General features: G+C 54.5%; 19 protein-coding genes, 4 tRNA genes and 1 other RNA gene. 5 read left to right on the forward strand and 19 right to left on the reverse strand.

Translation table 11 applies throughout. The features are described 5' to 3' along the window. Window position 1: 1 nt before the first annotated feature. From ACYF6X_RS19005 to ACYF6X_RS19015, 3 genes are all read left to right on the forward strand, one after another. Window positions 2-781: a thiazole synthase gene (locus ACYF6X_RS19005; protein WP_130018800.1), complete on the forward strand. Its 780-nt coding sequence runs from the start codon at window positions 2-4 to the stop codon at window positions 779-781. After that, window positions 781-1,914 (forward strand): 2-iminoacetate synthase ThiH, encoded by a 1,134-nt coding sequence (thiH, locus tag ACYF6X_RS19010; protein WP_060442886.1) that lies wholly within the window; start codon window positions 781-783, stop codon window positions 1,912-1,914. The genes ACYF6X_RS19005 and thiH overlap by 1 nt, the downstream gene beginning before the upstream one ends. 824 nt (window positions 1,915-2,738) lie before the next feature. Further along, the gene (locus ACYF6X_RS19015; RefSeq protein ID WP_233221947.1) at window positions 2,739-3,434 is read left to right on the forward strand and encodes a helix-turn-helix domain-containing protein; all 696 of its coding nucleotides are present in this window, start codon (window positions 2,739-2,741) and stop codon (window positions 3,432-3,434) included. Here the strand turns inward: ACYF6X_RS19015 and ACYF6X_RS19020 are convergent. From ACYF6X_RS19020 to ACYF6X_RS19100, 17 genes are all read right to left on the reverse strand, one after another. Then, window positions 3,420-4,694, reverse strand: coding sequence for a sensor histidine kinase (locus ACYF6X_RS19020; RefSeq protein ID WP_406880214.1), 1,275 nt, complete (start codon window positions 4,692-4,694; stop codon window positions 3,420-3,422). The genes ACYF6X_RS19015 and ACYF6X_RS19020 overlap by 15 nt on opposite strands. Before the next feature lies 1 nt (window position 4,695). Then, window positions 4,696-5,160 carry a putative pterin-binding protein gene (locus ACYF6X_RS19025; protein ID WP_130018780.1) on the reverse strand — a complete coding sequence of 155 codons (465 nt, stop codon included), beginning with the start codon at window positions 5,158-5,160 and terminating at the stop codon, window positions 4,696-4,698. Then, window positions 5,160-5,606: a GNAT family N-acetyltransferase gene (locus ACYF6X_RS19030; protein WP_063991786.1), complete on the reverse strand. Its 447-nt coding sequence runs from the start codon at window positions 5,604-5,606 to the stop codon at window positions 5,160-5,162. Before ACYF6X_RS19030 ends, ACYF6X_RS19025 begins: the two co-directional genes overlap by 1 nt. Window positions 5,607-5,773: 167 nt before the next feature. Beyond that, entirely contained in the window at window positions 5,774-9,997 is a 4,224-nt protein-coding gene (rpoC, locus tag ACYF6X_RS19035) for a DNA-directed RNA polymerase subunit beta' (protein WP_025304939.1), read from the reverse strand. Window positions 9,998-10,115: 118 nt separating this feature from the next. Next, on the reverse strand, window positions 10,116-14,144 hold the full coding sequence (rpoB, locus tag ACYF6X_RS19040; protein WP_063991784.1) for a DNA-directed RNA polymerase subunit beta: 4,029 nt from the start codon (window positions 14,142-14,144) through the stop codon (window positions 10,116-10,118). A gap of 332 nt (window positions 14,145-14,476) precedes the next feature. After that, entirely contained in the window at window positions 14,477-14,842 is a 366-nt protein-coding gene (rplL, locus tag ACYF6X_RS19045; RefSeq protein ID WP_004929903.1) for a 50S ribosomal protein L7/L12, read from the reverse strand. Window positions 14,843-14,905: 63 nt separating this feature from the next. Next, the gene (gene rplJ / locus ACYF6X_RS19050; RefSeq protein WP_047729348.1) at window positions 14,906-15,403 is read right to left on the reverse strand and encodes a 50S ribosomal protein L10; all 498 of its coding nucleotides are present in this window, start codon (window positions 15,401-15,403) and stop codon (window positions 14,906-14,908) included. Window positions 15,404-15,741: 338 nt separating this feature from the next. Next, on the reverse strand, window positions 15,742-16,446 hold the full coding sequence (gene rplA / locus ACYF6X_RS19055; protein WP_019456443.1) for a 50S ribosomal protein L1: 705 nt from the start codon (window positions 16,444-16,446) through the stop codon (window positions 15,742-15,744). A 3-nt stretch (window positions 16,447-16,449) separates the two neighbouring features. Further along, on the reverse strand, window positions 16,450-16,878 hold the full coding sequence (gene rplK, locus ACYF6X_RS19060) for a 50S ribosomal protein L11 (RefSeq protein ID WP_015376316.1): 429 nt from the start codon (window positions 16,876-16,878) through the stop codon (window positions 16,450-16,452). A gap of 165 nt (window positions 16,879-17,043) precedes the next feature. Next, the gene (gene nusG / locus ACYF6X_RS19065; RefSeq protein WP_004929914.1) at window positions 17,044-17,589 is read right to left on the reverse strand and encodes a transcription termination/antitermination protein NusG; all 546 of its coding nucleotides are present in this window, start codon (window positions 17,587-17,589) and stop codon (window positions 17,044-17,046) included. Between the two features lies 1 nt (window position 17,590). Further along, window positions 17,591-17,974: a preprotein translocase subunit SecE gene (gene secE, locus ACYF6X_RS19070; RefSeq protein WP_004929916.1), complete on the reverse strand. Its 384-nt coding sequence runs from the start codon at window positions 17,972-17,974 to the stop codon at window positions 17,591-17,593. A 260-nt stretch (window positions 17,975-18,234) separates the two neighbouring features. Next, a complete protein-coding gene (gene tuf / locus ACYF6X_RS19075) occupies window positions 18,235-19,419 on the reverse strand; it encodes an elongation factor Tu (protein ID WP_055314187.1) in 1,185 nt (394 codons plus the stop codon). A gap of 109 nt (window positions 19,420-19,528) precedes the next feature. After that, window positions 19,529-19,604, reverse strand: a tRNA-Thr gene (locus ACYF6X_RS19080). Window positions 19,605-19,610: 6 nt separating this feature from the next. Continuing rightward, window positions 19,611-19,685 (reverse strand) — tRNA-Gly (locus ACYF6X_RS19085). A 36-nt stretch (window positions 19,686-19,721) separates the two neighbouring features. Then, window positions 19,722-19,837, reverse strand: a non-coding RNA gene (locus ACYF6X_RS19090) — RtT sRNA. Window positions 19,838-19,883: 46 nt separating this feature from the next. Further along, window positions 19,884-19,968: transfer RNA gene (locus ACYF6X_RS19095), tRNA-Tyr, on the reverse strand. A 25-nt stretch (window positions 19,969-19,993) separates the two neighbouring features. Then, a tRNA-Thr gene (locus ACYF6X_RS19100) sits at window positions 19,994-20,069 on the reverse strand. Between the two features lie 396 nt (window positions 20,070-20,465). On the opposite strand from ACYF6X_RS19100, the gene ACYF6X_RS19105 reads away from it, so the two are divergent. Both ACYF6X_RS19105 and coaA read left to right on the forward strand, forming a co-directional pair. Further along, window positions 20,466-21,014, forward strand: a complete 549-nt coding sequence (locus tag ACYF6X_RS19105; protein ID WP_063988436.1) for a GNAT family N-acetyltransferase — start codon at window positions 20,466-20,468, stop codon at window positions 21,012-21,014. Between the two features lie 219 nt (window positions 21,015-21,233). Beyond that, window positions 21,234-22,184: a type I pantothenate kinase gene (gene coaA / locus ACYF6X_RS19110; RefSeq protein ID WP_107228142.1), complete on the forward strand. Its 951-nt coding sequence runs from the start codon at window positions 21,234-21,236 to the stop codon at window positions 22,182-22,184. A 45-nt stretch (window positions 22,185-22,229) separates the two neighbouring features. On the opposite strand, the gene birA is transcribed toward coaA, so the two are convergent. Together birA and murB are read right to left on the reverse strand one after the other, a co-directional pair. Further along, window positions 22,230-23,192 (reverse strand): bifunctional biotin--[acetyl-CoA-carboxylase] ligase/biotin operon repressor BirA, encoded by a 963-nt coding sequence (birA, locus tag ACYF6X_RS19115; RefSeq protein ID WP_063988434.1) that lies wholly within the window; start codon window positions 23,190-23,192, stop codon window positions 22,230-22,232. After that, window positions 23,189-24,226, reverse strand: coding sequence for a UDP-N-acetylmuramate dehydrogenase (gene murB, locus ACYF6X_RS19120; protein WP_107228143.1), 1,038 nt, complete (start codon window positions 24,224-24,226; stop codon window positions 23,189-23,191). Before murB ends, birA begins: the two co-directional genes overlap by 4 nt. Window positions 24,227-24,540 lie beyond the last annotated feature (314 nt).

The following is a 24,540-nucleotide window of genomic DNA, read 5'->3' on the forward strand; positions in this document are numbered from 1 at the left end:
CATGCTGAAAATCGCCGATACCACTTTTACCTCGCGCCTGTTCACCGGCACCGGCAAGTTCGCCACCCCGGCGCTGATGTTGGAGGCGCTGGCAGCCTCCGGCTCACAGCTGGTGACCATGGCCATGAAGCGCGTCGATCTGCGCGGCGGCAACGACGCCATTTTGGCGCCGCTGCAGCAGTTGGGCGTCAGGCTGTTGCCCAATACCTCCGGTGCCAAAACCGCCGCCGAAGCGGTGTTCGCCGCCCGACTGGCGCGCGAAGCGCTCGGCACCCACTGGGTGAAGCTGGAGATCCATCCCGATGTGAAATACCTGCTGCCGGATCCGATAGAAACGCTGAAGGCGGCGGAAACGCTGGTGAAAGACGGTTTTGTGGTGCTGCCCTACTGCGGCGCCGATCCGGTGCTGTGCAAACGGCTGGAAGAGGTGGGCTGTGCGGCGGTGATGCCGCTCGGCGCCCCTATCGGCTCCAACCGCGGTCTGCGCACCCGCGACTTCCTCGAGATCATCATCGAACAGGCCAAGGTGCCGGTGGTGGTCGATGCCGGCATCGGCGCGCCGAGCCACGCGCTGGAAGCGATGGAGCTGGGCGCCGACGCGGTGCTGGTGAATACCGCCATCGCCGTGGCACGCGATCCGGTAGGAATGGCACGGGCGTTTCGCCTGGCGCTGGAAGCCGGCGAGCTGGCGCGCAGCGCCGGATTAGGCTCAAGCCAGCGCAGTGCGGCCGCCTCCAGCCCGCTGACCGTCTTCCTCAGCCAGCCAGAGGAGGCACAGTGATGGCCGACGATTTCAGTAGCCGCTGGCAACAGCTGGATTGGGACGATATTACGCTGCGCATCAACGGCAAAACCGCACGCGACGTGGAACGCGCATTGAATGCCGACAAGCTGACGCGCGACGACTTTATGGCACTGATCTCCCCCGCCGCCGCGCCGTATCTGGAACCGCTGGCGCAGCGCGCGCAGCAGCTGACCCGTCAGCGCTTCGGCAACGTCGTCAGCTTCTATGTGCCGCTGTACCTCTCTAACCTGTGCGCCAACGACTGCACCTACTGCGGCTTTTCAATGAGCAACCGCATCAAGCGTAAAACGCTCGATGCGGCGGAGATCGCACGCGAGTGCGAAGCCATCAAGGCGCTGGGGTTCGAACACCTGTTGCTGGTCACCGGCGAGCATCAGACCAAGGTCGGCATGGACTATTTCCGTCAGCACATTCCGGCGATCCGCCGCCACTTCAGCTCGCTGATGATGGAAGTGCAGCCGCTGGCGCAGGACGAGTACGCCGAACTGAAAACGCTGGGCCTGGACGGCGTGCTGGTGTATCAGGAAACCTACCATCCGGCCACCTATCTGCAGCACCACCTGCGCGGCCAGAAGCAGGATTTCCATTGGCGCCTGGCCACGCCGGATCGCCTGGGGCGCGCCGGGATCGACAAGATCGGCCTCGGCGCGTTGATCGGCCTGTCCAACAGCTGGCGCACCGACTGTTACCTGCTGGCGGAACATCTGTTCTACCTGCAGCAAACCTACTGGCAGAGCCGCTACTCGATCTCGTTCCCGCGTCTGCGCCCCTGCGCCGGCGGTATTGAACCGGCGTCGATCATGAGCGAGCCCCAGCTGGTGCAGCTGATCTGCGCCTTCCGGCTGTTCGCGCCGGACGTTGAGCTGTCGCTGTCTACGCGTGAGTCGCCGTACTTCCGCGATCACATGATCCCGGTGGCGATCAACAGCGTCAGCGCCGGATCCAAGACGCAGCCCGGCGGCTATGCCGACGACGTACCGCCGGAATTGGAACAGTTCGAGCCGCACGACGGCCGCACGCCGCAGCAGGTCGCCGAGGCCATCAGCAATGCCGGGCTGCAGCCGGTGTGGAAAGACTGGGACGATTATCTGGGACGCAGCGCGCAATAAACGGCAACGTTTACCGCCGCGTGAAGAAAACGCTGGAACGGCCACGCAATGCCGAACGGTGGCGCTGGCGCCGGCAGGCCCGCCGGCTATAGTGACCTTGCCGGCCGCCAAACCCGGCGCCGGCCGGGGCCGTCTCCCTCTCGATGGCCCCGCCTTATCCCATCCCGGATCGCGCCGGAGATTCTCTTGCGCGACGCCGGGCCCTCGTCCGCGGCAACGCGCATGTCGCGTATCACGGCTTGTAAAAGCGTACGGGCAGGTTGTCTTGTCGGCTAATGGGCAGTCAGAAAGATGGTCTAGTTGCGTTCGGTATTCACGCAGGAGTGATATTCATAGGGCGCTGTTACGGCAGAAAAGTGAGGAACGGGGAAAAAGAAGATACAGCGACGAAGAGAGGTTCGAATGGTCATCCCCGGTACTGCCAATGGCCCTGGTGTTGGCCGCAGAGCTTTTTTGCCGCCTGCTCCCTGCTTACGGACAAGAGCAGGCGGTTTATTTTGTGAGACTGGCACCCCCCCAGGACGCGAATCACACAGTATGTGCGCTAATTAACCATACAAACGATTAAATGTGAATGTCTTTTGAGTGTTTTTTTATTTGTTATCGAGTGTGTTATGAGTTTGCCAAGGAAAATCAAACTGATATCGCCGCAACCGCCGGGGCATCATCTATAATCCAGCACGGGTCCTCGCGCAGGTTTTCAGCGCTCGCGGTCAACATCAAAAAAAGCCAAGGTTGTCATGAAGAAAACGCCAAATTACATCGATGCAATCAGCGCGTTGCTCACTCTGAAAGGAGTTGGCGACAGAAAACATGCCTCCACGATGGCCAACATACTGAACCTTCAGTACAACAGCGCCAAACAGAAACTGGATGGCAAAAGGGGCATCACCCTCGATGAAGTCAAAAAGGTTTTCCAGTACTTCAACGAGCCCTTCGCCGGCCAAAGGACGCATAACGGCGTCTTTATCATGAACAGCATTCACAAGCGCTGCAGCATTGAAGTCGACGAGTGCCCAGTCACGCAAGCGGACAACGACGAAACCTACGCCTACAAAAAAGACGATCTTTTCATCATCAACACCAATCGGGAACATGCCGCCGAGGCTCCGCTGTACAAAGTCAACAAGATAGACTTTCTGCCGGCGCCGCGTATCGCGATCCTGGACAATGACGGCGATATTCTCGAACTGTTAAAGAAGATCGCCAGCCGATACGGCATCGAGACTGAGACCTTTCAGACGGCGGACGCCATGCTGGCCGCGCTGGAACAGCAGTCCTTTGAGGCGTTTATTCTGGACTGGCTGTTGGACTTCGGCGAGACCTCCGAACGCGTCGTGAAGAAAATTAAAGACGCCCTCGATCCGCACGCCCGCATCATTATTCTGACCGGCCAGCTGAATCACTACGAGAAAAACATCGGCGATATGATCCTGCACTATGACGTACACCTGGTGGAAAAACCGACCAAGCCGCTGATTATCTCCTCGCTGCTGCTGTCGAACCTATTCTTTAATTAGTTTGACCGGGATGCGGATCAAAAACGATGAGCCCACCCCTTCGACGGATTTGGCTCTAATGGCACCTTTCATCGTCGTGACGTAATTTTTGATAATGGTCAGCCCCAGCCCCAACCCCTGCCGCGTTTCCCTTTCCACCCCCTGATTGAACGCCTTATATAACCGATCCAGGTTATCGACGTTAAACCCGATGCCGGTGTCTTTTACCCGCAAATACAGATTACCGTGACACACCTTCACATTGAGGGCGATCACGCCGTGGTGGGTAAATTTGTCCGCGTTGCTGAGCAGGTTGGCCAATATTCGGTAGAGCTTGTATTTATCAGAACCAATCAGGCCGGCATAAGACGAACGGTGAATCATGAGGCGATTGCCGCGCCCGGCGCCGATGCCGGTTACGGCATCGTCCACCACCTCATTCAGCCGGAAGGTGGAAATATTGATTTTGACTTCCCCCATCTCAAGCCGTGAATAATCCATCACCTCGCGCGTTTGTTCGGCGATCTTATTACCGTGATAGGAGATCAGGCGGGCTTCTTTTTTCAACTCTTCCTGCGCCAGCTCGTGCTCCATGATATCCGCGGCAATGACGATGGCCTGGGTCGAACCGGCGATCTCGTGGTAAATGGAAGAGATAAAGATGTTCTTGTTCTTGATAATCTCTTTCAACGAGAAGGCATTTCTCAGCACCAGGAACATCATCAGGAATACCAAAATCAGCGAAAAGAGGGCGAACATCTCGGCTTTACTCGAGTTGTCCTGGATGATGCCTTTCACTTCGGTAAAGTTTTTAATCTGTATCCGATAAATAATTTCCTGGATATCGACCAGCGTGCCCTCGATATCATCCATATAAGAGAGAATGTCCGCCTTATTTCTCTGCCCCACCAGCAAACCGGCGGAGAGCTCATCCAACGTGCGGTACTGCTGCTTCAGCAGCGCGACATTCTTGATGAACTCGTCGTCGTAATAAAAAGAGTCGCTGAAGGTCGAACGGCTCTCCAGGATCTGAATCTTCGAGTAGAAGATTTTCTTTTTGATCTGGAAGGCGTCGTAGTCGTTGTTTTTACTGAGCAGCAGCGCGGTTTTGGTCCTTTCAAACGCCAGAAAGAGGATCTCGGCCACCGAGTAGTTGTCCAGATTGGGCTCGATCTGCTTATAGCGTTCTTTTACGCCGCCGAAGTTAATAGCAATCAACAAAATCAATAAGGAAAAGATGGCAACCAACGCGATAAGAGTACCGATCAGTTTTTTGCTCATCTTATTTCAGATCCAACCGTTTAACTTGCCAGACGGTTTTCGCATTCACATCCAGGTTATTCAGCTCGGCGTAGCCATCGCGCGGATAAATAATGGCGAACGGCCCCAGTTCCCCAACGTCGATCGGCTTGCCGCCGCGCTGGTAGGCGACGATCACGCGGTATTTAATCATCTCATCGATCGGCATCGAATAGGAGTAATCATCCCAGGCGAAGGCGCGCACCGACTGGCCTTTCAGGTGATAGGCTTTCACCAGCTCCGCAAACTCAACGCCGGTGAACGTATCTTCCGGGGTGAAATTGGTCGAGGTTTTAATCGTATGCCGCGGCATCGCTTCCAGCATCTGCCGAGTTATCTTGATCTTCTCGCCGTCGAGCGGTTTGAGGTAAAAATAGTCAACGGCCGCATACAGCGGCGCGCTGAACAGCGAAAGCAGCAGGAACGTCATCAATCCTTTGGTTGTCATTATTCACCCTCTTTGCGTTTCACCAGTTCGGCCTGGCCAAACTCATCCTGCCCGACCACGACCCAGCCATGATGTTGATAAAAGCCTTCGGCTTTGGAGCCGGGATCGGTGGTTAAGTGGATCGCTTCGGCGCCGTGCTCAAACATCCAGGTAGTGACCCGTGCCAGCAAGGCGGAGCCGATCCCCTTCGACTGGTATTCCGGCTTCACGAACAGGCCGCCGATCAGCGGTTCAGGGATGAATAACCCGAAACCAACGCCGGCATAGTCGTCGCCATGCTTGCAGATCCAGCCGCCGCCCTGGTCGATATCCTCCAGCGCCTGTTTGCGCTGCAGATACTGGATCTGATGCGGGTGCAGCAGGTTTTCTTCAACGGAAAAGCGGATCTCATACAGGTAAGGCAGGTGTTGCGCCGTCAGTTTCTCGAAGGTAATGAGGCTGTCCATGTTCGCACTGTCCTTGGTTATCAGGTAAAAAGCGCCGGTCAATTTCTGCTGTAACCATAGTAGCAAAGTTTGCTCTTCCCCGGCATGAGGCGAAAAAAAACCGCCCCCGAGGGGGCGGTTTATCTGGCGATGGGCCCGGCATGCCGGGCCCGCGGCGCGGATGACGATTACTCGTCGTCGCTGCCGCCCAGGCCTGCGTTGAGCAGCTCGGCCAGGTTAGCCGTCGCTTCTTCCGCGCTGACTTGCGGAACAACCGGCGCTTCACCCTGAGCACGACGACGCATGCGATCCTGATGATAAGCGTAACCGGTACCGGCTGGGATCAGACGGCCCACGATGACGTTCTCTTTCAGGCCACGCAGTTCATCACGCTTGCCGGCTACGGCAGCTTCGGTCAGAACGCGCGTCGTTTCCTGGAACGATGCAGCGGAGATGAAGGACTCGGTCGCCAAGGAAGCCTTGGTGATACCCAGCAGATCGCGCGAGAAGGTTGCCGCGATTTTACCTTCAGCTTCCAGCTGACGGTTGGCAATCTTGACGCGAGACACTTCAGCCTGCTCGCCTTCCAGGAACTCGGAGCCACCAGCGCTAACGATGGTGCCTTTACGCAGCATCTGACGAACGATAACTTCGATGTGCTTATCGTTAATCTTAACGCCTTGCAGACGGTAAACTTCCTGCACTTCGTTGGTGATGTAGCGGGTAACCGCATGCACGCCACGCAGACGCAGAATGTCGTGCGGAGACTCTGGGCCGTCAGAAACGACGTCGCCACGCTCCACCACTTCGCCTTCGAACACGTTGAGCTGACGCCATTTCGGAATCATCTCTTCGTAAGCGTCGCTGCCGTCCAGCGGAGAGATCACCAGGCGACGTTTACCTTTGGTCTCTTTACCGAACGAGATAATCCCGCTGATTTCAGCCAGGATTGCCGGCTCTTTCGGACGACGTGCTTCGAACAGGTCGGCAACGCGCGGCAGACCACCGGTAATATCCTTGGTACCGCCGGATTCCTGAGGAATACGCGCCAGGGTATCACCCGCACCGATCTGAATGCCGTCTTCCAGCTGAACGATCGCTTTGCCCGGCAGGAAGTATTGAGCAGGCATATCAGTACCTGGGATCAATACGTCTTCGCCCTGAGCGTCAACGATTTTCAGTGCCGGACGCAGGTCTTTACCGCTACCGGTACGCTCTGCGCTGTCCAGTACGACCAGAGAAGACAAACCGGTCAGTTCGTCGGTCTGGCGAGTAATGGTCTGGCCGTCAACCATATCCGCGAAGCGAATGAAGCCGCTGACTTCACTGATGACCGGCATGGTGTGCGGATCCCAGTTAGCGACGGTTTCGCCGCCGTTAACTTCTTCACCGTCGCCTTTGCCCATCACGGCACCGTAAGGCACCTTGTAGCTTTCTTTGGTACGGCCGAATTCGTCGATCAGTTTCAGTTCGGTGTTACGCGAGGTGATCACCAGCTTGCCCGCTGCGTTCATAACGAACTTCACGTTGCTCAGCTTGAGGCTACCCTTGTTTTTCACCTGGATGCTGGATTCAGCAGCCGCACGAGATGCCGCACCACCGATGTGGAACGTACGCATCGTCAGCTGTGTACCCGGCTCACCGATGGACTGGGCCGCGATAACGCCGATGGCTTCACCTTTGTTGATGATGTGGCCACGTGCCAGGTCGCGACCGTAGCAGTTTGCACACACACCAAAGTCGGTTTCACAGCTCACCACGGAACGGACTTTAACGCTGTCGACAGAGTTCTCTTCCAACAGGTCACACGCCTTCTCGTTCAGCAGGGTGTTGCGTGGCACCAGAATGTCCGCCGTACCCGGCTTGAGGACATCTTCTGCCGTCACACGGCCCAGAACGCGTTCACGCAGCGGCTCTTTCACGTCGCCACCTTCGATAACCGGAGTCATCAGGATGCCGTCGTGAGTGCCACAGTCGTCTTCGGTCACCACCAGATCCTGCGCCACGTCAACCAGACGACGAGTCAGATAACCGGAGTTCGCGGTTTTCAGTGCGGTATCCGCCAGACCTTTACGAGCACCGTGGGTGGAGATGAAGTACTGGAGTACGTTCAGACCTTCACGGAAGTTCGCGGTGATTGGCGTTTCGATGATGGAGCCATCCGGCTTCGCCATCAGACCACGCATACCGGCCAGCTGACGAATCTGAGCGGCGGAACCACGCGCACCGGAGTCGGCCATCATAAAGATGCTGTTGAAGGAAACTTGCTGTTCCACTTCGCCGTCACGGTTAACCACGTCTTCTACCGACAGGTTTTCCATCATCGCTTTCGCAACGCGTTCGTTCGCTGCTGCCCAGATATCGATCACTTTGTTGTAGCGTTCGCCGGCGGTAACCAGACCAGACTGGAACTGCTCCTGGATCTCGGCAACTTCGGTTTCCGCTTCTTCGATGATCTCCGCTTTCTTGGCCGGGATAACCATGTCGTCGATACCTACGGAAGCGCCGGAACGGGCTGCGTAAGCAAAACCGGTGTACATGATCTGGTCAGCAAAGATAACGGTCGGCTTCAGGCCCAGGATGCGGTAACAGGTGTTCAGCATCTTGGAGATCGCTTTCTTGCCCAAAGGCTGGTTAACGATCGAGTACGGCAGACCTTTCGGTACGATCATCCACAGGATGGCGCGGCCGATGGTGGTGTCGATGATGCTGGTCTGAGAAGTCCATTCGCCTTCGGCGTTCTTGACGTCTTCGGTGATACGCACTTTAACGCGCGCATGCAGAGACGCCAGGCCGGCGCGGTAAACACGCTCAGCTTCTTTGGAACCGTTCAGCACCATGCCTTCGCCCTTGGCGTTAACACAGTCGCGGGTCATGTAGTACAGACCCAGTACAACGTCCTGAGAAGGAACGATGATTGGCTCGCCGTTCGCTGGGGACAGGATGTTGTTGGTGGACATCATCAGCGCACGCGCTTCCAGCTGGGCTTCCAGCGTCAGCGGTACGTGAACAGCCATCTGGTCACCGTCGAAGTCGGCGTTATAGGCCGCACAAACCAGCGGGTGCAGCTGGATCGCTTTACCTTCGATCAGAACCGGTTCAAACGCCTGGATACCCAAACGGTGCAGGGTTGGTGCACGGTTCAGCAGTACCGGGTGTTCGCGGATCACTTCGTCCAGGATATCCCAAACGACGGCTTCTTCACGCTCAACCATTTTCTTGGCGGCTTTGATGGTGGTGGCCAGGCCACGCAGCTCCAACTTGCCGTAGATGAACGGTTTGAACAGCTCCAGCGCCATCTTTTTAGGCAGACCGCACTGATGCAGACGCAGGTATGGACCTACGGTGATGACGGAACGGCCGGAGTAGTCAACGCGTTTACCGAGCAGGTTCTGACGGAAACGACCCTGCTTACCTTTGATCATGTCGGCCAAAGATTTCAGAGGACGTTTGTTGGAACCGGTGATGGCACGACCGCGACGACCGTTATCCAGCAGGGCGTCTACCGCTTCTTGCAGCATACGCTTTTCGTTGCGCACGATGATGTCAGGCGCAGCCAGATCCAGCAGGCGTTTCAGACGGTTGTTACGGTTGATCACGCGGCGATACAGATCGTTCAGATCCGACGTCGCGAAACGACCGCCATCCAGCGGAACCAGCGGGCGCAGATCCGGCGGCAGTACCGGCAGCACGGTCAGGATCATCCACTCCGGCTTGTTGCCGGACTGTACGAACGCTTCCAGCAGCTTGATACGCTTGGTCAGCTTCTTGCGCTTGGTTTCGGAGTTGGTTTCGTTCAGCTCTTCACGCAGCTGCTCGCACTCGGCTTCCAGATCCATGTTTTTCAACAGGGCCTGAATAGCTTCCGCACCCATCTTGGCGTCGAATTCGTCACCGAACTCTTCCAGCGCGTCCAGATACTGCTCTTCGGTCAGGATCTGACGACGCTCGAGGTTGGTCATACCGCCTTCGACCACCACATAGGATTCGAAGTACAGTACGCGTTCGATATCACGCAGCGGCATATCCAGCAGCAAACCGATGCGGGATGGCAGCGATTTCAGGAACCAGATGTGCGCGGTCGGCGAAGCCAGCTCGATGTGGCCCATGCGCTCACGACGCACTTTGGTCTGGGTCACTTCAACGCCGCACTTCTCACAGATCACGCCGCGGTGTTTCAAGCGCTTGTACTTACCGCACAGGCACTCGTAATCTTTTACCGGCCCGAAGATACGGGCGCAGAAAAGGCCGTCACGCTCAGGTTTGAACGTACGGTAGTTAATGGTTTCCGGCTTCTTAACTTCACCGAACGACCACGAACGGATCATGTCTGGCGAGGCCAGAGCAATCTTGATCGCATCAAACTCTTCGGTCTTAGTTTGCGCTTTCAGAAACTTCAATAAGTCTTTCACGGATTGGCTCCTGTCGGAGTTAAACCTGTTGGGTACCCACAACCGCAGTAGGTACCCGTGTGACCTGAACAACCACCCTCAGGCTCCCTTAGGCGGGGAGCCTGAGCCGGAATGACGATTACTCGTCTTCCAGTTCGATGTTGATGCCGAGCGAGCGGATTTCTTTCAACAGTACGTTGAAGGATTCCGGCATGCCTGGCTCCATCCGGTGGTCGCCATCCACGATGTTTTTGTACATCTTGGTACGGCCGTTAACGTCATCCGACTTAACGGTGAGCATTTCCTGCAGGGTATAAGCCGCGCCGTATGCTTCCAGTGCCCACACTTCCATCTCACCGAAGCGTTGACCACCGAACTGCGCTTTACCACCCAGAGGTTGCTGAGTCACCAAGCTGTAAGAACCGGTTGAACGGGCGTGCATTTTATCGTCAACCAAGTGGTTCAGTTTCAGCATGTACATATAGCCGACAGTAACCTGGCGCTCGAATTGCTCACCGGTACGGCCATCGAACAGCGTGATCTGACCGGAGGTCGGGATACCGCCCATTTCCAGCAGTTGCTTGATTTCAGTCTCTTTCGCACCGTCAAACACCGGCGTTGCGATCGGCATACCTTTTTTCAGGTTCTCTGCCAGACGCAGCACTTCGTCGTCGCTGAAGGTGTTCAGGTCAACTTTCTGGCAAACGTCGTCGCCCAGATCGTAGGCCTTCTGGATGAACTCACGCAGCTTGGCCACTTCCTGCTGCTGCTTCAGCATCTGGTTGATCTTCTCACCGATGCCTTTCGCAGCCATACCCAGGTGGGTTTCCAGGATCTGACCGATGTTCATACGTGATGGTACGCCCAGCGGGTTCAGTACGATGTCTACCGGCGTGCCGTTTTCATCGTAAGGCATATCTTCGATCGGGTTGATCTTGGAGATAACACCCTTGTTACCGTGGCGGCCCGCCATCTTGTCACCCGGTTGGATCTGACGTTTAACGGCCAGATAAACCTTGACGATTTTCAGCACGCCCGGCGCCAGATCGTCGCCCTGAGTGATCTTACGACGCTTGGCTTCCAGCTTCTTCTCGAAGTCGGATTTCAGTTCGTCGTACTGCTCAGCCAGCTGTTCCAGCTGGTTTTGCTTCTCTTCGTCGGTCAGGCCCAGTTCCAGCCAGCGATCGCGCGGCAGCTTGCTCAGCTTGTCGGCTTCGATGCCACCGGCAACCAGCACCGCGTGGATACGCGCAAACAGGCCAGCTTCCAGGATCTGCAGTTCTTCAGTCAGGTCTTTCTTCGCCTGCTTCAGCTGCATCTCTTCGATTTCCAACGCACGCTTGTCTTTTTCCACGCCATCGCGGGTGAAGACCTGCACGTCAATAACCGTACCGGAAACGCCGTTCGGCACACGCAGAGAAGAGTCTTTAACGTCAGACGCTTTCTCACCGAAGATCGCACGCAGCAGTTTCTCTTCCGGCGTCAGCTGGGTTTCGCCTTTAGGCGTTACCTTACCGACCAGGATGTCACCGCCGGTCACTTCCGCACCGATATACACGATACCGGATTCATCCAGCTTGGAGAGCGCAGCTTCACCCACGTTAGGGATGTCGGCGGTGATCTCTTCAGGCCCCAGCTTGGTGTCGCGAGACACGCACGCCAGTTCCTGGATGTGGATGGTGGTGAAGCGATCTTCCTGCACCACGCGCTCGGAGACCAAGATGGAGTCTTCGAAGTTGTAGCCGTTCCAAGGCATGAACGCTACGCGCATGTTCTGGCCCAGTGCCAGTTCGCCCAGGTCTGTCGATGGGCCATCCGCCAGCACGTCGCCGCGCTCGATTGGCTCACCCAGACTCACACACGGCATCTGGTTGATGCAGGTGTTCTGGTTAGAACGGGTGTACTTGGTCAGGTTGTAAATATCGATACCTGCTTCGCCCGGGTACATCTCGTCTTCGTTAACTTTGATAACGATACGGGAAGCATCCACGTACTGGATCACACCGCCGCGTTTGGCAACGGCGGTTACGCCGGAGTCAACCGCTACAGCGCGTTCCATACCGGTACCGACCAGCGGCTTGTCAGCGCGCAGGGTAGGTACGGCCTGACGTTGCATGTTCGCACCCATCAATGCACGGTTGGCGTCATCGTGTTCCAGGAATGGAATCAGTGAAGCACCAACGGAAACAACCTGTTGGGTGGATACGTCCATGTAGTCAACCTGGTCGCGGCTGAACAGGCTTGATTCGCCTTTGCTGCGACAGGTGACCAGGTCTTCTACGAAGCGGCCTTCTTCATCCAGGTTGGAGTTCGCCTGGGCGATAACGAAGTTGCCTTCTTCAATAGCAGACAGGTAGTTGATTTCATCGGTCACCACGCCGTCACGCACGCGGCGGTACGGGGTTTCCAGGAAGCCATACTCGTTAGTCTGTGCGTACACGGACAGGGAGTTGATCAGACCGATGTTTGGACCTTCCGGCGTTTCGATTGGGCACACGCGGCCGTAGTGGGTCGGGTGTACGTCTCGAACTTCAAAGCCGGCGCGCTCACGGGTCAGACCGCCCGGGCCCAGTGCGGAGATACGACGCTTGTGCGTGATCTCGGACAACGGGTTGTTCTGGTCCATGAACTGGGACAGCTGGCTGGAGCCGAAGAACTCTTTCACCGCCGCCGAAATCGGCTTGGCGTTGATCATGTCCTGAGGCATCAGGGTATCCAGATCGCCCAGAGACAGACGCTCTTTCACCGCACGCTCAACACGCACCAGACCTACGCGGAACTGGTTCTCGGCCATTTCGCCGACGGAGCGGATACGACGGTTGCCCAAGTGGTCGATATCGTCCACTTCGCCCTTGCCGTTACGGATATCGATGAGCTTCTTCATCACTTCGATGATGTCGTCTTTGCTCAGGATGCCCGAACCTTCAATCTCGTCGCGCAGCAGAGAACGGTTGAACTTCATACGGCCAACCGCGGACAGGTCGTAGCGGTCTTCGGAGAAGAACAGGTTCTCGAACAGGCTTTCGGCAGCTTCGCGCGTTGGCGGCTCACCAGGACGCATCATGCGGTAGATTTCTACCAGCGAGCTCAGACGATCGCTGGTCGGATCGACACGCAGCGTTTCAGAGATGTACGCGCCGTGGTCCAGATCGTTGGTGAACAGCGTTTCGATGCGCTTGTGGCCGGACTGGCTCAGCTTGGCCAGCAGATCCAGCGACAGCTCCATGTTGGCTGCGCAGATCAGTTCGCCGGTATTGGTATCGATATAGTCTTTCGCGACCACTTTGCCCGCGATGTACTCTACCGGTACTTCAATGCTCTGAATGTCGTCTTTTTCCAGCTGACGGATATGACGAGCGGTGATGCGACGGCCTTTCTCTACGTAGATCTTGCCGTTGGCTTCGATATCGAACGAAGCGGTCTCACCACGCAGGCGCTCTGGCACCAGCTCCATCTGCAGCTTGTTGTCGCGGATTTCGAAGACGATCTTGTCAAAGAACAGGTCGAGGATCTGTTCAGTGGTGTAGTTCAGCGCGCGCAGAATGATGGTCGCAGGCAGTTTGCGGCGACGGTCGATACGCACGAACAGGTTGTCTTTCGGATCGAACTCGAAGTCCAACCATGAACCGCGGTAAGGGATGATGCGTGCGTTGTACAGCACTTTACCCGAGGAGTGGGTTTTACCCTTATCGCTGTCGAAGAATACGCCAGGACTACGGTGCAACTGAGATACGATAACCCTCTCAGTACCGTTGATCACAAAGGTGCCGTTTTCGGTCATGAGCGGAATTTCGCCCATGTAGACTTCTTGTTCCTTGATGTCTTTGACCGTACCTTCAGGCGCTTCGCGCTCATAGATAACCAGGCGCAGTTTTACGCGCAGCGGTGCAGAGAACGTCACACCACGGATCTGGCACTCTTTGACGTCGAAGACCGGCTCACCAAGACGGTAGCTAACGTATTGCAGCTCCGAATTGCCACTGTAGCTCTGGATAGGGAAAACAGAACGGAATGCGGCTTCAAGGCCGTACTGCCCTTCTGGATCTTGCTCGATAAACTTCTGGAACGAGTCAAGCTGGATAGAAAGGAGATATGGTATGTCCAGCACTTGTGGACGTTTACCAAAATCCTTACGAATACGTTTTTTCTCGGTATAGGAGTAAACCATAGGGTTCCTCAGCTCGCTGATCAGTGACCCAATCTGTCCGTCCGATTAGGGACAGTTCATGCAACACCGTTTTGTCGACCGGAAAGCGGGAACACTTTCCGCAATGTCTCTTGCTATCACGCTTAAACCATTTCATCGCGTCTTCCCCCAGAACTCCTGGTAGTGCAAAGACCGCGGTATATTAAGTCGTCAACAGAAACAAACATTGGGAGGCGAAACCAGCAGCCAAACAGTGTGAAACGCTACTGGCGCCCTACAGCGCAAAAAGGCTGGTGACTAAAAAGTCACCAGCCATCAGCCTAAAAGACTAGGCTGCAACCGGAAAGGTTGGCTTATTTAACTTCAACTTCTGCGCCAGCTTCTTCCAGAGATTTTTTCAGAGCTTCTGCGTCATCTTTGCTCACGCCTTCTTTCAGAGCGGCTGGAGCAGATTCAACCAGGTCTTTAGCTTCTTTCAGACCCAGGCCGGTAGCGCCACGTACTGCTTTGATAACAGCAACTTTGTTAGCGCCTGCAGCTTTCAGGATAACGTCGAATTCAGTTTTCTCTTCAGCAGCTTCAGCTGGGCCAGCAGCAACAGCTACAGCAGCAGCAGCAGAAACGCCGAATTTTTCTTCCATAGCGGAAACCAGTTCAACAACGTCCATTACGGACATAGCGGCAACTGCTTCCAGGATTTGGTCTTTAGTGATAGACATAACAATTGTTCCTAAAATTCAGAAATAGTTTAAATACGTTAGCAAAGGCTAAGAAAGAGTGGCTTATGCCGCTTCTTTCTGATCGCGTACTGCAGCCAGAGTGCGAACCAGTTTGCCGGCAGCGGCTTCTTTCATGGTTGCCATCAGGCGTGCGATTGCTTCATCGTAAGTTGGCAGCGTCGCCAGGCGGTCGATTTGCGCCGCAGGGATCAGCTCACCTTCAAAGGCCGCAGCTTTAACCTCGAATTTTGCATTCGCTTTCGCGAACTCTTTGAACAGACGAGCAGCAGCGCCCGGGTGTTCGTGAGAGAATGCAATCAAGGTAGGACCGACAAACGTGTCTTTCAGGCATTCGAATGGAGTGCCTTCAACTACGCGACGCATCAGGGTGTTGCGAACAACACGCATGTAAACGCCAGCTTCACGACCTGCTTTACGCAGTTCAGTCATTTTATCTACGGTAACGCCGCGGGAATCCGCAACAACCGCAGACAGCGCGCCTTTGGCTACTTCGCTGACTTCAGCAACAATCGCTTGTTTGTCTTGAAGATTTAATGCCATTAGCTTTTTGCTCCTGGATTAGCCGGGGAAAATTCCCCGGAACTCACTTCACTCAGCGCTTTGTCACACGCCACGCTGAGCGGCTTAACACGGTGAGCAGAATCCAGCAAAGACATTCTTTTATAAAAAAGAAAAATTTTCTTAGGCTCTGTCACCGTCTACGCAGGAAGGATTAAGTATCTTGCGATACACCTGCGGTCTTGGACGGAGGCCTGGATAGGCCAGGCTCCAACCGAAAAATCTTTGTTTTGCCTACGGCATAGCCAATAGCAAAACCTTGGGGCATAAGATTCTAGACAAATCTTGGCCCCAAGTCAAAGCGATAATCGCAAATGCGATTAGTTCGCTGCGGCAGACAGACCGCTCTGATCGATAGCAACGCCAGCACCCATGGTGGTGGAGAGGCTAACTTTCTTGATGTACATGCCTTTCGCCTGAGAAGGTTTTGCTTTTTTCAGCGCAACCAGCAGGGCTTCCAGGTTTTCTTTCAGTTTGTCTGCGTCGAAATCAACCTTACCGATAGTGGTATGGATGATGCCGTTTTTGTCGTTACGGTAGCGAACCTGACCTGCTTTAGCGTTTTTCACTGCTTCAGCAACGTTCGGAGTAACGGTACCCACTTTCGGGTTTGGCATCAGGCCGCGTGGACCCAGGATCTGGCCCAGTTGACCTACAACGCGCATTGCATCCGGGGAAGCAATAACAACGTCGAAGTTCATTTCGCCTTTCTTGATCTGGTCAGCCAGATCGTCCATACCTACCAGCTCTGCGCCGGCAGCTTTCGCTGCTTCAGCGTTAGCGCCTTGGGCAAATACGGCAACGCGAACGGAACGACCGGTACCATGTGGCAGAACGGTAGCGCCACGAACGTTTTGGTCAGATTTACGAGCGTCGATGCCGAGGTTAACGGCAACGTCAACGCTTTCTACGAATTTAGCGGTGGCCAGCTCTTTCAGCAGAGCAACAGCTTCAGTGATGTCATACTGTTTAGTAGCATCAACTTTGTCACGGATCACGCGCATGCGCTTGGTCAGCTTAGCCATCTCTTAATCCTCCACTACCAGGCCCATGGAACGAGCGGTACCTTCGATGGAGCGAGTCATCGCTTCAACGTCAGAACCAGTCATGTCCGCAGCTTTGGTTTCTGCGATTTCACGTACCTGAGCACGGGTCACTTTACCTACTTTGTCTTTGTTCGGCTTACCGGAACCAGACTTGATACCAGCCGCTTTTTTCAGCAGAACTGCTGCTGGCGGGGTTTTGGTAACGAAAGTGAAGGAGCGATCAGAATAAACGGTGATAACAACCGGAATCGGCAGACCTTTTTCAACGCTGTCAGTCTTAGCGTTGAATGCCTTACAGAATTCCATGATGTTAACGCCCTGCTGACCCAGAGCTGGACCCACTGGTGGGCTCGGGTTCGCCATACCAGCTGCAACTTGCAGCTTGACGTAGGCTTGTACTTTCTTAGCCATTTAAATTTCCTCGGTTTGGGTAGTATCGCCTCGCAAGAGGCTCCCCGTGTTTCACCTCGCCCAACATGCGTCAGGCAAGGCATCTAAAAACAAAAGGCGCGAAATTGTAGTTCAATTTCGCGCCTTTGACAAGCGGCAACGGGCCACTCGTTGCTGATTATTCGGTCAGCCTTTCTCAACCTGGCTGAAGTCCAGTTCCACCGGCGTTGCACGGCCAAAGATGGAAACGGAAACTTTCAGGCGGCTCTTCTCGTAGTCGACTTCTTCGACCACGCCGTTGAAATCGGCAAACGGGCCGTCGTTGACGCGCACCAGTTCGCCCGGTTCGAACAGCGTTTTCGGACGCGGCTTATCACCGACCTGCTGCAGGCGGTTCATGATCGCATCAACTTCTTTATCGCTGATCGGCGCTGGACGGTCAGACGTACCACCGATGAACCCCATGACGCGCGGTACGCTGCGCACCAGGTGCCAGCTGGCGTCATTCATCACCATCTGCACCAGCACATAGCCAGGGAAGAACTTGCGTTCGCTCTTGCGACGCTGGCCGCCACGGATTTCAACCACTTCCTCCGTAGGCACCATCACTTCGCCGAACAGCTCTTCCATATCGTGCAGTTTGATGTGTTCACGCAGCGATTGTGCTACGCGACCTTCAAAACCGGAAAACGCCTGAACGACGTACCAACGTTTTTTTGGAGCTTCAGACATTTTAGAACCTCAGGCCAGTAATAAACGACACCAGACGGACCAGAATACCATCCAGCCCCCACAGAATCAGTGACATCACGGCGGTTACCGCGGCAACGATCAACGTGGTGTGTAGCGTTTCTTGACGAGTTGGCCAAATCACTTTACGTACTTCGGTACGCGCTTCGCGGGCAAACGCAACGGTGGCTTTGCCTTTGGTGGTCATCAGAGCCACTGCACCTGCAACGGCGATGATCAGCACAACTGCCAGCGCGCGCAATGGCAGGCTTAAATCACGGTAGTAATAGTTACCGACAATAGCCACAACCAACAGAACGGCGACGATCAGCCACTTTGCCGCTTCCAGGCCGCGTCCGCTCCCTTGAGCCTCGGTATTCGCACTCATAAACCAACCTGTCACAATGATGATTCAGAACAAACAACTTTGCCTCGCAATGCGAGGCAAACCAAACCGATCGGATACCGCGTTAGCGATATCCCGGTGTTTTACGCTATGACGTATTTCAGTCAATACGGTTTAAGAGCCCATCTCACCAATGATTATGACTGCAAAATCGCTGATGAGATAGGTTCTAGTTCACAGCGTAGAAAAAGGGCATCAAATGATGCCCTTTTACCGCGTGTCGCGTCAAACTTTATCAGCGATTAAGCGATAACTTTAGCAACAACGCCTGCGCCAACGGTACGGCCGCCTTCACGGATTGCGAAACGCAGACCGTCGTCCATCGCGATTGGGTGAATCAGGGTGACAATCATGTTCACGTTGTCGCCTGGCATTACCATCTCTACGCCTTCTGGCAGTTCGATGGTACCGGTCACGTCAGTGGTACGGAAGTAGAACTGTGGACGGTAGCCTTTGAAGAATGGCGTGTGACGACCACCTTCATCTTTGCTCAGGATGTACACTTCAGATTCGAACTGGGTGTGTGGCTTGATAGAGCCTGGCTTAGCCAGTACCTGACCACGTTCGATGTCTTCGCGCTTGATACCACGCAGCAGAACACCTACGTTCTCACCCGCACGGCCTTCGTCCAGCAGTTTGCGGAACATTTCAACGCCAGTACAGGTAGACTTAACGGTGTCTTTGATACCAACGATTTCAACTTCTTCGCCAACTTTGATGATACCGCGCTCAACACGACCGGTAACAACGGTACCACGACCGGAGATGGAGAATACGTCTTCGATTGGCAGCAGGAACGGCTTGTCGATAGCACGCTCTGGCTCTGGGATGTAGCTGTCCAGGGCTTCGGCCAGTTCGATGATTTTCGCTTCCCACTCAGCTTCGCCTTCCAGCGCTTTCAGCGCGGAACCGCGGATTACTGGCAGGTCGTCGCCTGGGAAATCGTAAGCGGACAGCAGTTCGCGAACTTCCATTTCTACCAGTTCCAGCAGCTCTTCATCATCAACCATGTCGCATTTGTTCATGAATACGATGATGAAAGGAACGCCAACCTGACGACCCAGCAGGATGTGCTCACGGGTCTGAGGCATTGGGCCGTCAGTCGCAGCTACTACCAGGATCGCGCCGTCCATCTGAGCAGCACCGGTGATCATGTTTTTCACGTAGTCGGCGTGCCCTGGGCAGTCAACGTGCGCGTAGTGACGAGTCGGGGTGTCATACTCAACGTGAGAGGTGTTGATGGTGATACCACGAGCTTTTTCTTCTGGCGCGTTATCGATCTGGTCGAAAGCACGTGCAGAACCGCCGTAGGTTTTAGCCAGTACGGTAGTGATCGCTGCAGTCAGGGTAGTTTTACCGTGGTCAACGTGGCCGATAGTACCGACGTTAACGTGCGGTTTTGTACGTTCAAACTTTTCTTTAGACATCGATTGTCCCTCTAAGACACGGATAAATCGGTGGTATCACCACATCAACCAAGCATTTGCTCGTTGAATCCAGAACAGAAAGAAAATCAGGGGGCGAGAAATTAAGAAGTGGTGCTGATAGGCAGATTCGAACTGCCGACCTCACCCTTACCAAGGGTGCGCTCTACCAACTGAGCTATATCAGCACATCTTGGAGCGGGCAGTGGGAATCGAACCCACATCATCAGCTTGGAAGGCTGAGGTAATAGCCATTATACGATGCCCGCATCCTGGAACTCGGCTACCTGATTTTTCTGTAGAATTTTGGGATGGAGCAGGATTGTTCATCACTCGGCTCGCATCCTTCGGGCCGCCTGCGCCTTGCGCTGCACAGCTCGAACCTTGCCGAAGGCTTCCGCCCTCTCCTCCCGCCATCAACCGTTGCGGCATTTATCGCATCTCAGTTAATCGCCGAAGGCAAGATTTGGTGGTGGGGGAAGGATTCGAACCTTCGAAGTCTGTGACGGCAGATTTACAGTCTGCTCCCTTTGGCCGCTCGGGAACCCCACCAGATTTTAATTACTTGTGACTTGAATGGTGCCGGCTACCGGAATCGAACTGGTGACCTACTGATTACAAGTCAGTTGCTCTACCTACTGAGCTAAGCCGGCATCAAGTGCAGCGCATTCTAGGTAGAGCGGGCGACCTATGCAACAAAAAAATTGCTTTACGCGCACTTTCGCTCATAAATCAGTCAATTTTGCATACTGTCATGCAATTCGCAGCCTGCGGCGTGCAAACATTCATCACTCGCGGCAATCATTCTCTACAATTTTATCCACTTTTTGCAAGCCTTGAGCGCCGCTTTCTCCGTGTCGGGCTTCTCAAAACACTTAACCCGCGACGGTAAACTGTGAGCGGGATCGATGCACCAAAAAGGGGATACCTGCCCCGGACTGCGGCGCGGGCTACACTGATCCCTTGCCCTTTTGCCGTCGCCATGCCTTTCACCGCTGTGGCTCAGTTATTGCTTCTCTTCATTACCCCGCTCCCAGGAGGAATGACCGATGAAAATAGTGCCTATCAACGCCGCTACGCTGCCGATTTACCGCGATGAATTGGCCCGCCTGTTGACCGATGCCGTCACGCACGGCGCTTCTGTCGGTTACGACACCTTAATTCCTCAGGAAGACGCCGAGAGCTACTTCCACAGTCTGCGACCGGCCTTGGCCAAAGGTGAACTGCTGCTGTGGATTGCCCGTGACGAGCGCGGCGTCGTTGGCACCGTGCAACTCGAGCTCTGCCAGAAGCCGAACGGCCGTAATCGTGCGGAGGTGGTGAAGCTGTTGGTGCATAGCCGCGCTCGTCGCAACGGCGTAGGTCAGGCTCTGATGAAAACACTGGAGCACGCGGCACTGCAACAGCAGCGCGGGCTATTGTACCTGGATACGCAGGCCGGTTCGGCGGCAGAAGCGCTTTATCGCAGCCTGGGTTATCGCTGTTTGGGCGAGCTACCGGATTATGCGGCGGGGCCCGATGGGCATTACCATCCGACCGTCATTTATTACAAACGTCTGTTCAGCGTGAACCAACCCTCGCGCGCCATCGCCAGCTAGCCTTCAGGCGGTATCCGGCCCTGATGATACCGCCTTGCAACCCCGCTTTATCAACTGCGTGCCGCTTCGCACAATTGACATAAACTGCTGCCTATCGACAACTTTTGCGAAAAAAGTCTACGCCAAAAACGAAGCTGTCTATAATATGCAGCTTGTTTATTCTCTGGAGTTGGCGTCCGCCGCCTTTCCCAACCTGCGTTAACAGGCAGAATTTGGCTTATGATAAAAAGAGATCAATCTTTAGCAACGCCTTACCTACAGTTCGATCGTACCCAATGGGCTGCGTTGCGAGATTCGGTGCCGCTGACGTTGTCGGAAGAAGAGATCGTTAAACTGAAAGGGATTAACGAAGATCTCTCGTTGGAAGAAGTTGCGCAGATTTATCTGCCTCTGTCACGTCTGTTGAACTTCTATATCAGTTCCAACCTGCGCCGACAGGCGGTGCTCGAGCAATTCCTCGGCACCGACGGGCAAAAGATTCCCTATGTCATCGGCATCGCCGGCAGCGTAGCCGTAGGCAAGAGCACGACCGCACGTCTGTTGCAAGCGTTGTTGAGCCGTTGGCCGGAACACCGCAGCGTTGAGTTGATCACGACCGACGGCTTCTTGCATCCTAATAAGGTGCTGAATGAACGCGGTCTGATGAAGAAAAAAGGCTTCCCGCAGTCTTATGATATGCATAGCCTGGTGAAATTCGTGTCGGAAGTGAAATCCGGTGCCAAACGCGTCACCGCTCCGGTTTATTCGCATTTGATCTATGACGTTGTGCCCGAAGGTAATAAAGTCATCGAGCAACCGGATATTCTGATCCTGGAAGGGCTTAACGTATTGCAAAGCGGCATGGATTATCCTCACGATCCGCATCGCGTATTCGTTTCCGATTTTGTTGACTTCTCTATATATGTCGATGCTCCGGAGACGCTATTGCAAAGCTGGTATATCAATCGCTTCTTGAAATTCCGTCAAGGCGCATTTTCCAATCCCGATTCTTATTTCCATCACTATTCAAAATTGCCGGAACCGGAAGCAGTTAATATCGCCACCCAATTATGGAATGAAATTAACGGGTTGAATTTGCAGCAGAATATATTACCTACACGCGAACGCGCCAGCCTAATTATGACCAAAAGCGCTAACCACGCCGTTGAAAGCGTGCGTTTAAGAAAGTAAGCCTACCGATCGATTCAGGGGACGTTACCGTCCCCCTTTCTCTAACTATTCCGCACTTCGCAGCGATATCTCTCCACCGATGAAGGGTTTGATCTCCCCGTCTTGTTCCAGCAGCAGTGCGCCCTGCGCATCGATTCCTCGGGCGATACCCACAATCTGCCGCTCGCCAATCAGCAACTTGACCGGCCTGTCGATAAAGTTATCCAGGGTACGCCAGCGACCGATAAAGGGTGCCAGTCCGTCTATCTCAAACTGTTTCAACGACTGACGCAGTTCATTAAGCAGGGTTGCAGCCAGCTCATTGCGATCGATCTGAATTCCCGCTTCCTGTAGATTAATCCATCCCTGGGTAATGGCACTCGCATTGGTATCACGCATCGCCAGGTTGATGCCGGCGCCGATGACCAGTTGAGCCGCATCGCCGGTTTTTCCCGTCAGTTCGACCAAGATCCCAGCCAATTTACGATCGTTCAGATAAAGATCGTTAGGCCACTTCACGCGCACATCAGCCGCACCGAGACGCTGCAGAACTTCCGCCATCACCATCCCGATCACCAGGCTAAGCCCCATGGCCGCAGCCGGACCCTGCTCCAGCCGCCAGAACATCGACAGGTACAAATTAGCGCCGAATGGTGAGATCCACTGCCGCCCGCGGCGTCCTCGCCCTGCCTGTTGGTATTCAGCGACGCAGGCGTCACCAGAGTGCAATTCGGCGATGCGGTCCAGCAAGTATTGGTTGGTGGAATCGACCACCGGCAACACGCTTACGCGCTTGTCTTCCAGCAGGCTGAGGATGCGCTCGGCTTCCAACAGCTGGATGGCGCCAGGCAGGCTGTAGCCTTTTCCGGGCACGGTAAAGACATCCAGTCCCCATTCGCGAATGGTCTGAATATGCTTATTGATCGCCGCACGGCTCATGCCCAGTGACTCACCGAGATGTTCCCCGGAATGGAATTCGCCGTCGGCCAGCAGTGCGATCAGTTTTAACGGAACCTTGGTATCTTTCATGACAGCACCGCTACGGCATTCAGCTCACCGGTCGCGCCAATAAAACGCACCTCAGGTTCCAGCCACACACCGAATTTATCGGCCACCGTCTTGCGTACGTGGCTCGCCAACGCCACCACATCCTGACTGTGAGCGTTGTCGATGTTCACCAGCACCAGCGCCTGCTTGCGGTGTACCGCAGCACCACCGATACGATATCCTTTCAGTTCGCATTGATCGATAAGCCATCCGGCCGCAAGCTTCACCTGGCCATCCTGCTGCGGATAATGCGGCATGCCGGGGCATTTGGCGATGAGTTCTGCGGCTTTCTCTGCGCTCACCAGCGGATTCTTGAAGAAGCTGCCGGCATTGCCTGTTTCACGCGGATCGGGCAGCTTGCTGCGGCGCATGGCGCATACGGATTCAAATACCTGAAGTGGCGTCACCGTGGCAGGATCCAGCTTGGCCAGATCGCCGTAGCTCAATTTGGGTTGCCATTGTTTATTGAGACGAAGACCCAGCCCAACAATGACATGCCCGGTTTGGAAACGGTGTTTAAAAATACTTTCCCGGTAGCCAAAACCACACTCGGCAGCCGGAATGCGATCGATAGCACCGGTAGAGAAGTCCAGCAGATCGACATATTCGCAGACGTCTTTCAATTCGACGCCGTAGGCGCCGATGTTCTGGATAGGGGCGGAGCCCGCTAATCCAGGAATCAACGCCAGGTTTTCCAGGCCACAGATCCCGGCCTGCAACGTATATTGCACCAGGTCATGCCAATTTTCACCGGAGCTGACGTGGAGATGCCAACCATCGCTATCTTCCCGAACGTCGATACCCTTCAACTGATTGACCATTACCGTGCCAGAAAAATCCTCCAGGAACAGCACGTTGCTACCTTCACCGAGAATCAGTAGCGGCTCCTGACGCTTGCGCGTTTGTTGCCACACCTTGAGCATCAGCTCAATTCTATCGGCTATGATCAGGTGCGCTGCGTTGACCGGGAGCGCAAACGTATTGTGGTTTTTTAAAGACGCGCTTTCAGTAGACATAACGTTCAGTACCCATACGGAAATAATCTTTCGCCTAGTCTACTCGATTCGAGGCGTCTGGCTAATATTTGTTTTAATTAACGTGAAATTCATCGACTAATACACTGAAGAATTAAGATTTATCTTTGATATATCCGGATAATTCTCATCAACATGTTCATAGATAGATATTTTTATTATTTAAATAATAATCTGGAGCTATCAATTATATATTGAGCTAGCCACTTTTCTGGCAAAAAACATTATGCTGCCTTATAAGACTAAGCTACATATGCCAAAAAAGCTATTTCCCAAAGTAATAGATACAGTCAGGA

Source organism: Serratia sp. ID 25-353 (assembly GCF_054792795.1).

Excerpts from the sequence above, each read along its gene's own strand:
- nusG (WP_004929914.1), bottom strand. The coding sequence starts at position 17,589 with ATGTCTGAAGCTCCAAAAAAACGTTGGTACGTCGTTCAGGCGTTTTCC.
- rplA (WP_019456443.1), bottom strand. The coding sequence starts at position 16,446 with ATGGCTAAGCTGACCAAGCGCATGCGCGTGATCCGTGACAAAGTTGAT.
- tuf (WP_055314187.1), bottom strand. The coding sequence starts at position 19,419 with ATGTCTAAAGAAAAGTTTGAACGTACAAAACCGCACGTTAACGTCGGT.
- thiH (WP_060442886.1), top strand. The coding sequence starts at position 781 with ATGGCCGACGATTTCAGTAGCCGCTGGCAACAGCTGGATTGGGACGAT.
- ACYF6X_RS19025 (WP_130018780.1), bottom strand. The coding sequence starts at position 5,160 with ATGACAACCAAAGGATTGATGACGTTCCTGCTGCTTTCGCTGTTCAGC.
- ACYF6X_RS19005 (WP_130018800.1), top strand. The coding sequence starts at position 2 with ATGCTGAAAATCGCCGATACCACTTTTACCTCGCGCCTGTTCACCGGC.
- rplK (WP_015376316.1), bottom strand. The coding sequence starts at position 16,878 with ATGGCTAAGAAAGTACAAGCCTACGTCAAGCTGCAAGTTGCAGCTGGT.
- murB (WP_107228143.1), bottom strand. The coding sequence starts at position 24,226 with ATGTCTACTGAAAGCGCGTCTTTAAAAAACCACAATACGTTTGCGCTC.
- ACYF6X_RS19030 (WP_063991786.1), bottom strand. The coding sequence starts at position 5,606 with ATGGACAGCCTCATTACCTTCGAGAAACTGACGGCGCAACACCTGCCT.
- ACYF6X_RS19015 (WP_233221947.1), top strand. The coding sequence starts at position 2,739 with ATGGCCAACATACTGAACCTTCAGTACAACAGCGCCAAACAGAAACTG.
- ACYF6X_RS19020 (WP_406880214.1), bottom strand. The coding sequence starts at position 4,694 with ATGAGCAAAAAACTGATCGGTACTCTTATCGCGTTGGTTGCCATCTTT.
- coaA (WP_107228142.1), top strand. The coding sequence starts at position 21,234 with ATGATAAAAAGAGATCAATCTTTAGCAACGCCTTACCTACAGTTCGAT.
- rplL (WP_004929903.1), bottom strand. The coding sequence starts at position 14,842 with ATGTCTATCACTAAAGACCAAATCCTGGAAGCAGTTGCCGCTATGTCC.
- ACYF6X_RS19105 (WP_063988436.1), top strand. The coding sequence starts at position 20,466 with ATGAAAATAGTGCCTATCAACGCCGCTACGCTGCCGATTTACCGCGAT.
- secE (WP_004929916.1), bottom strand. The coding sequence starts at position 17,974 with ATGAGTGCGAATACCGAGGCTCAAGGGAGCGGACGCGGCCTGGAAGCG.
- rpoB (WP_063991784.1), bottom strand. The coding sequence starts at position 14,144 with ATGGTTTACTCCTATACCGAGAAAAAACGTATTCGTAAGGATTTTGGT.
- birA (WP_063988434.1), bottom strand. The coding sequence starts at position 23,192 with ATGAAAGATACCAAGGTTCCGTTAAAACTGATCGCACTGCTGGCCGAC.
- rplJ (WP_047729348.1), bottom strand. The coding sequence starts at position 15,403 with ATGGCATTAAATCTTCAAGACAAACAAGCGATTGTTGCTGAAGTCAGC.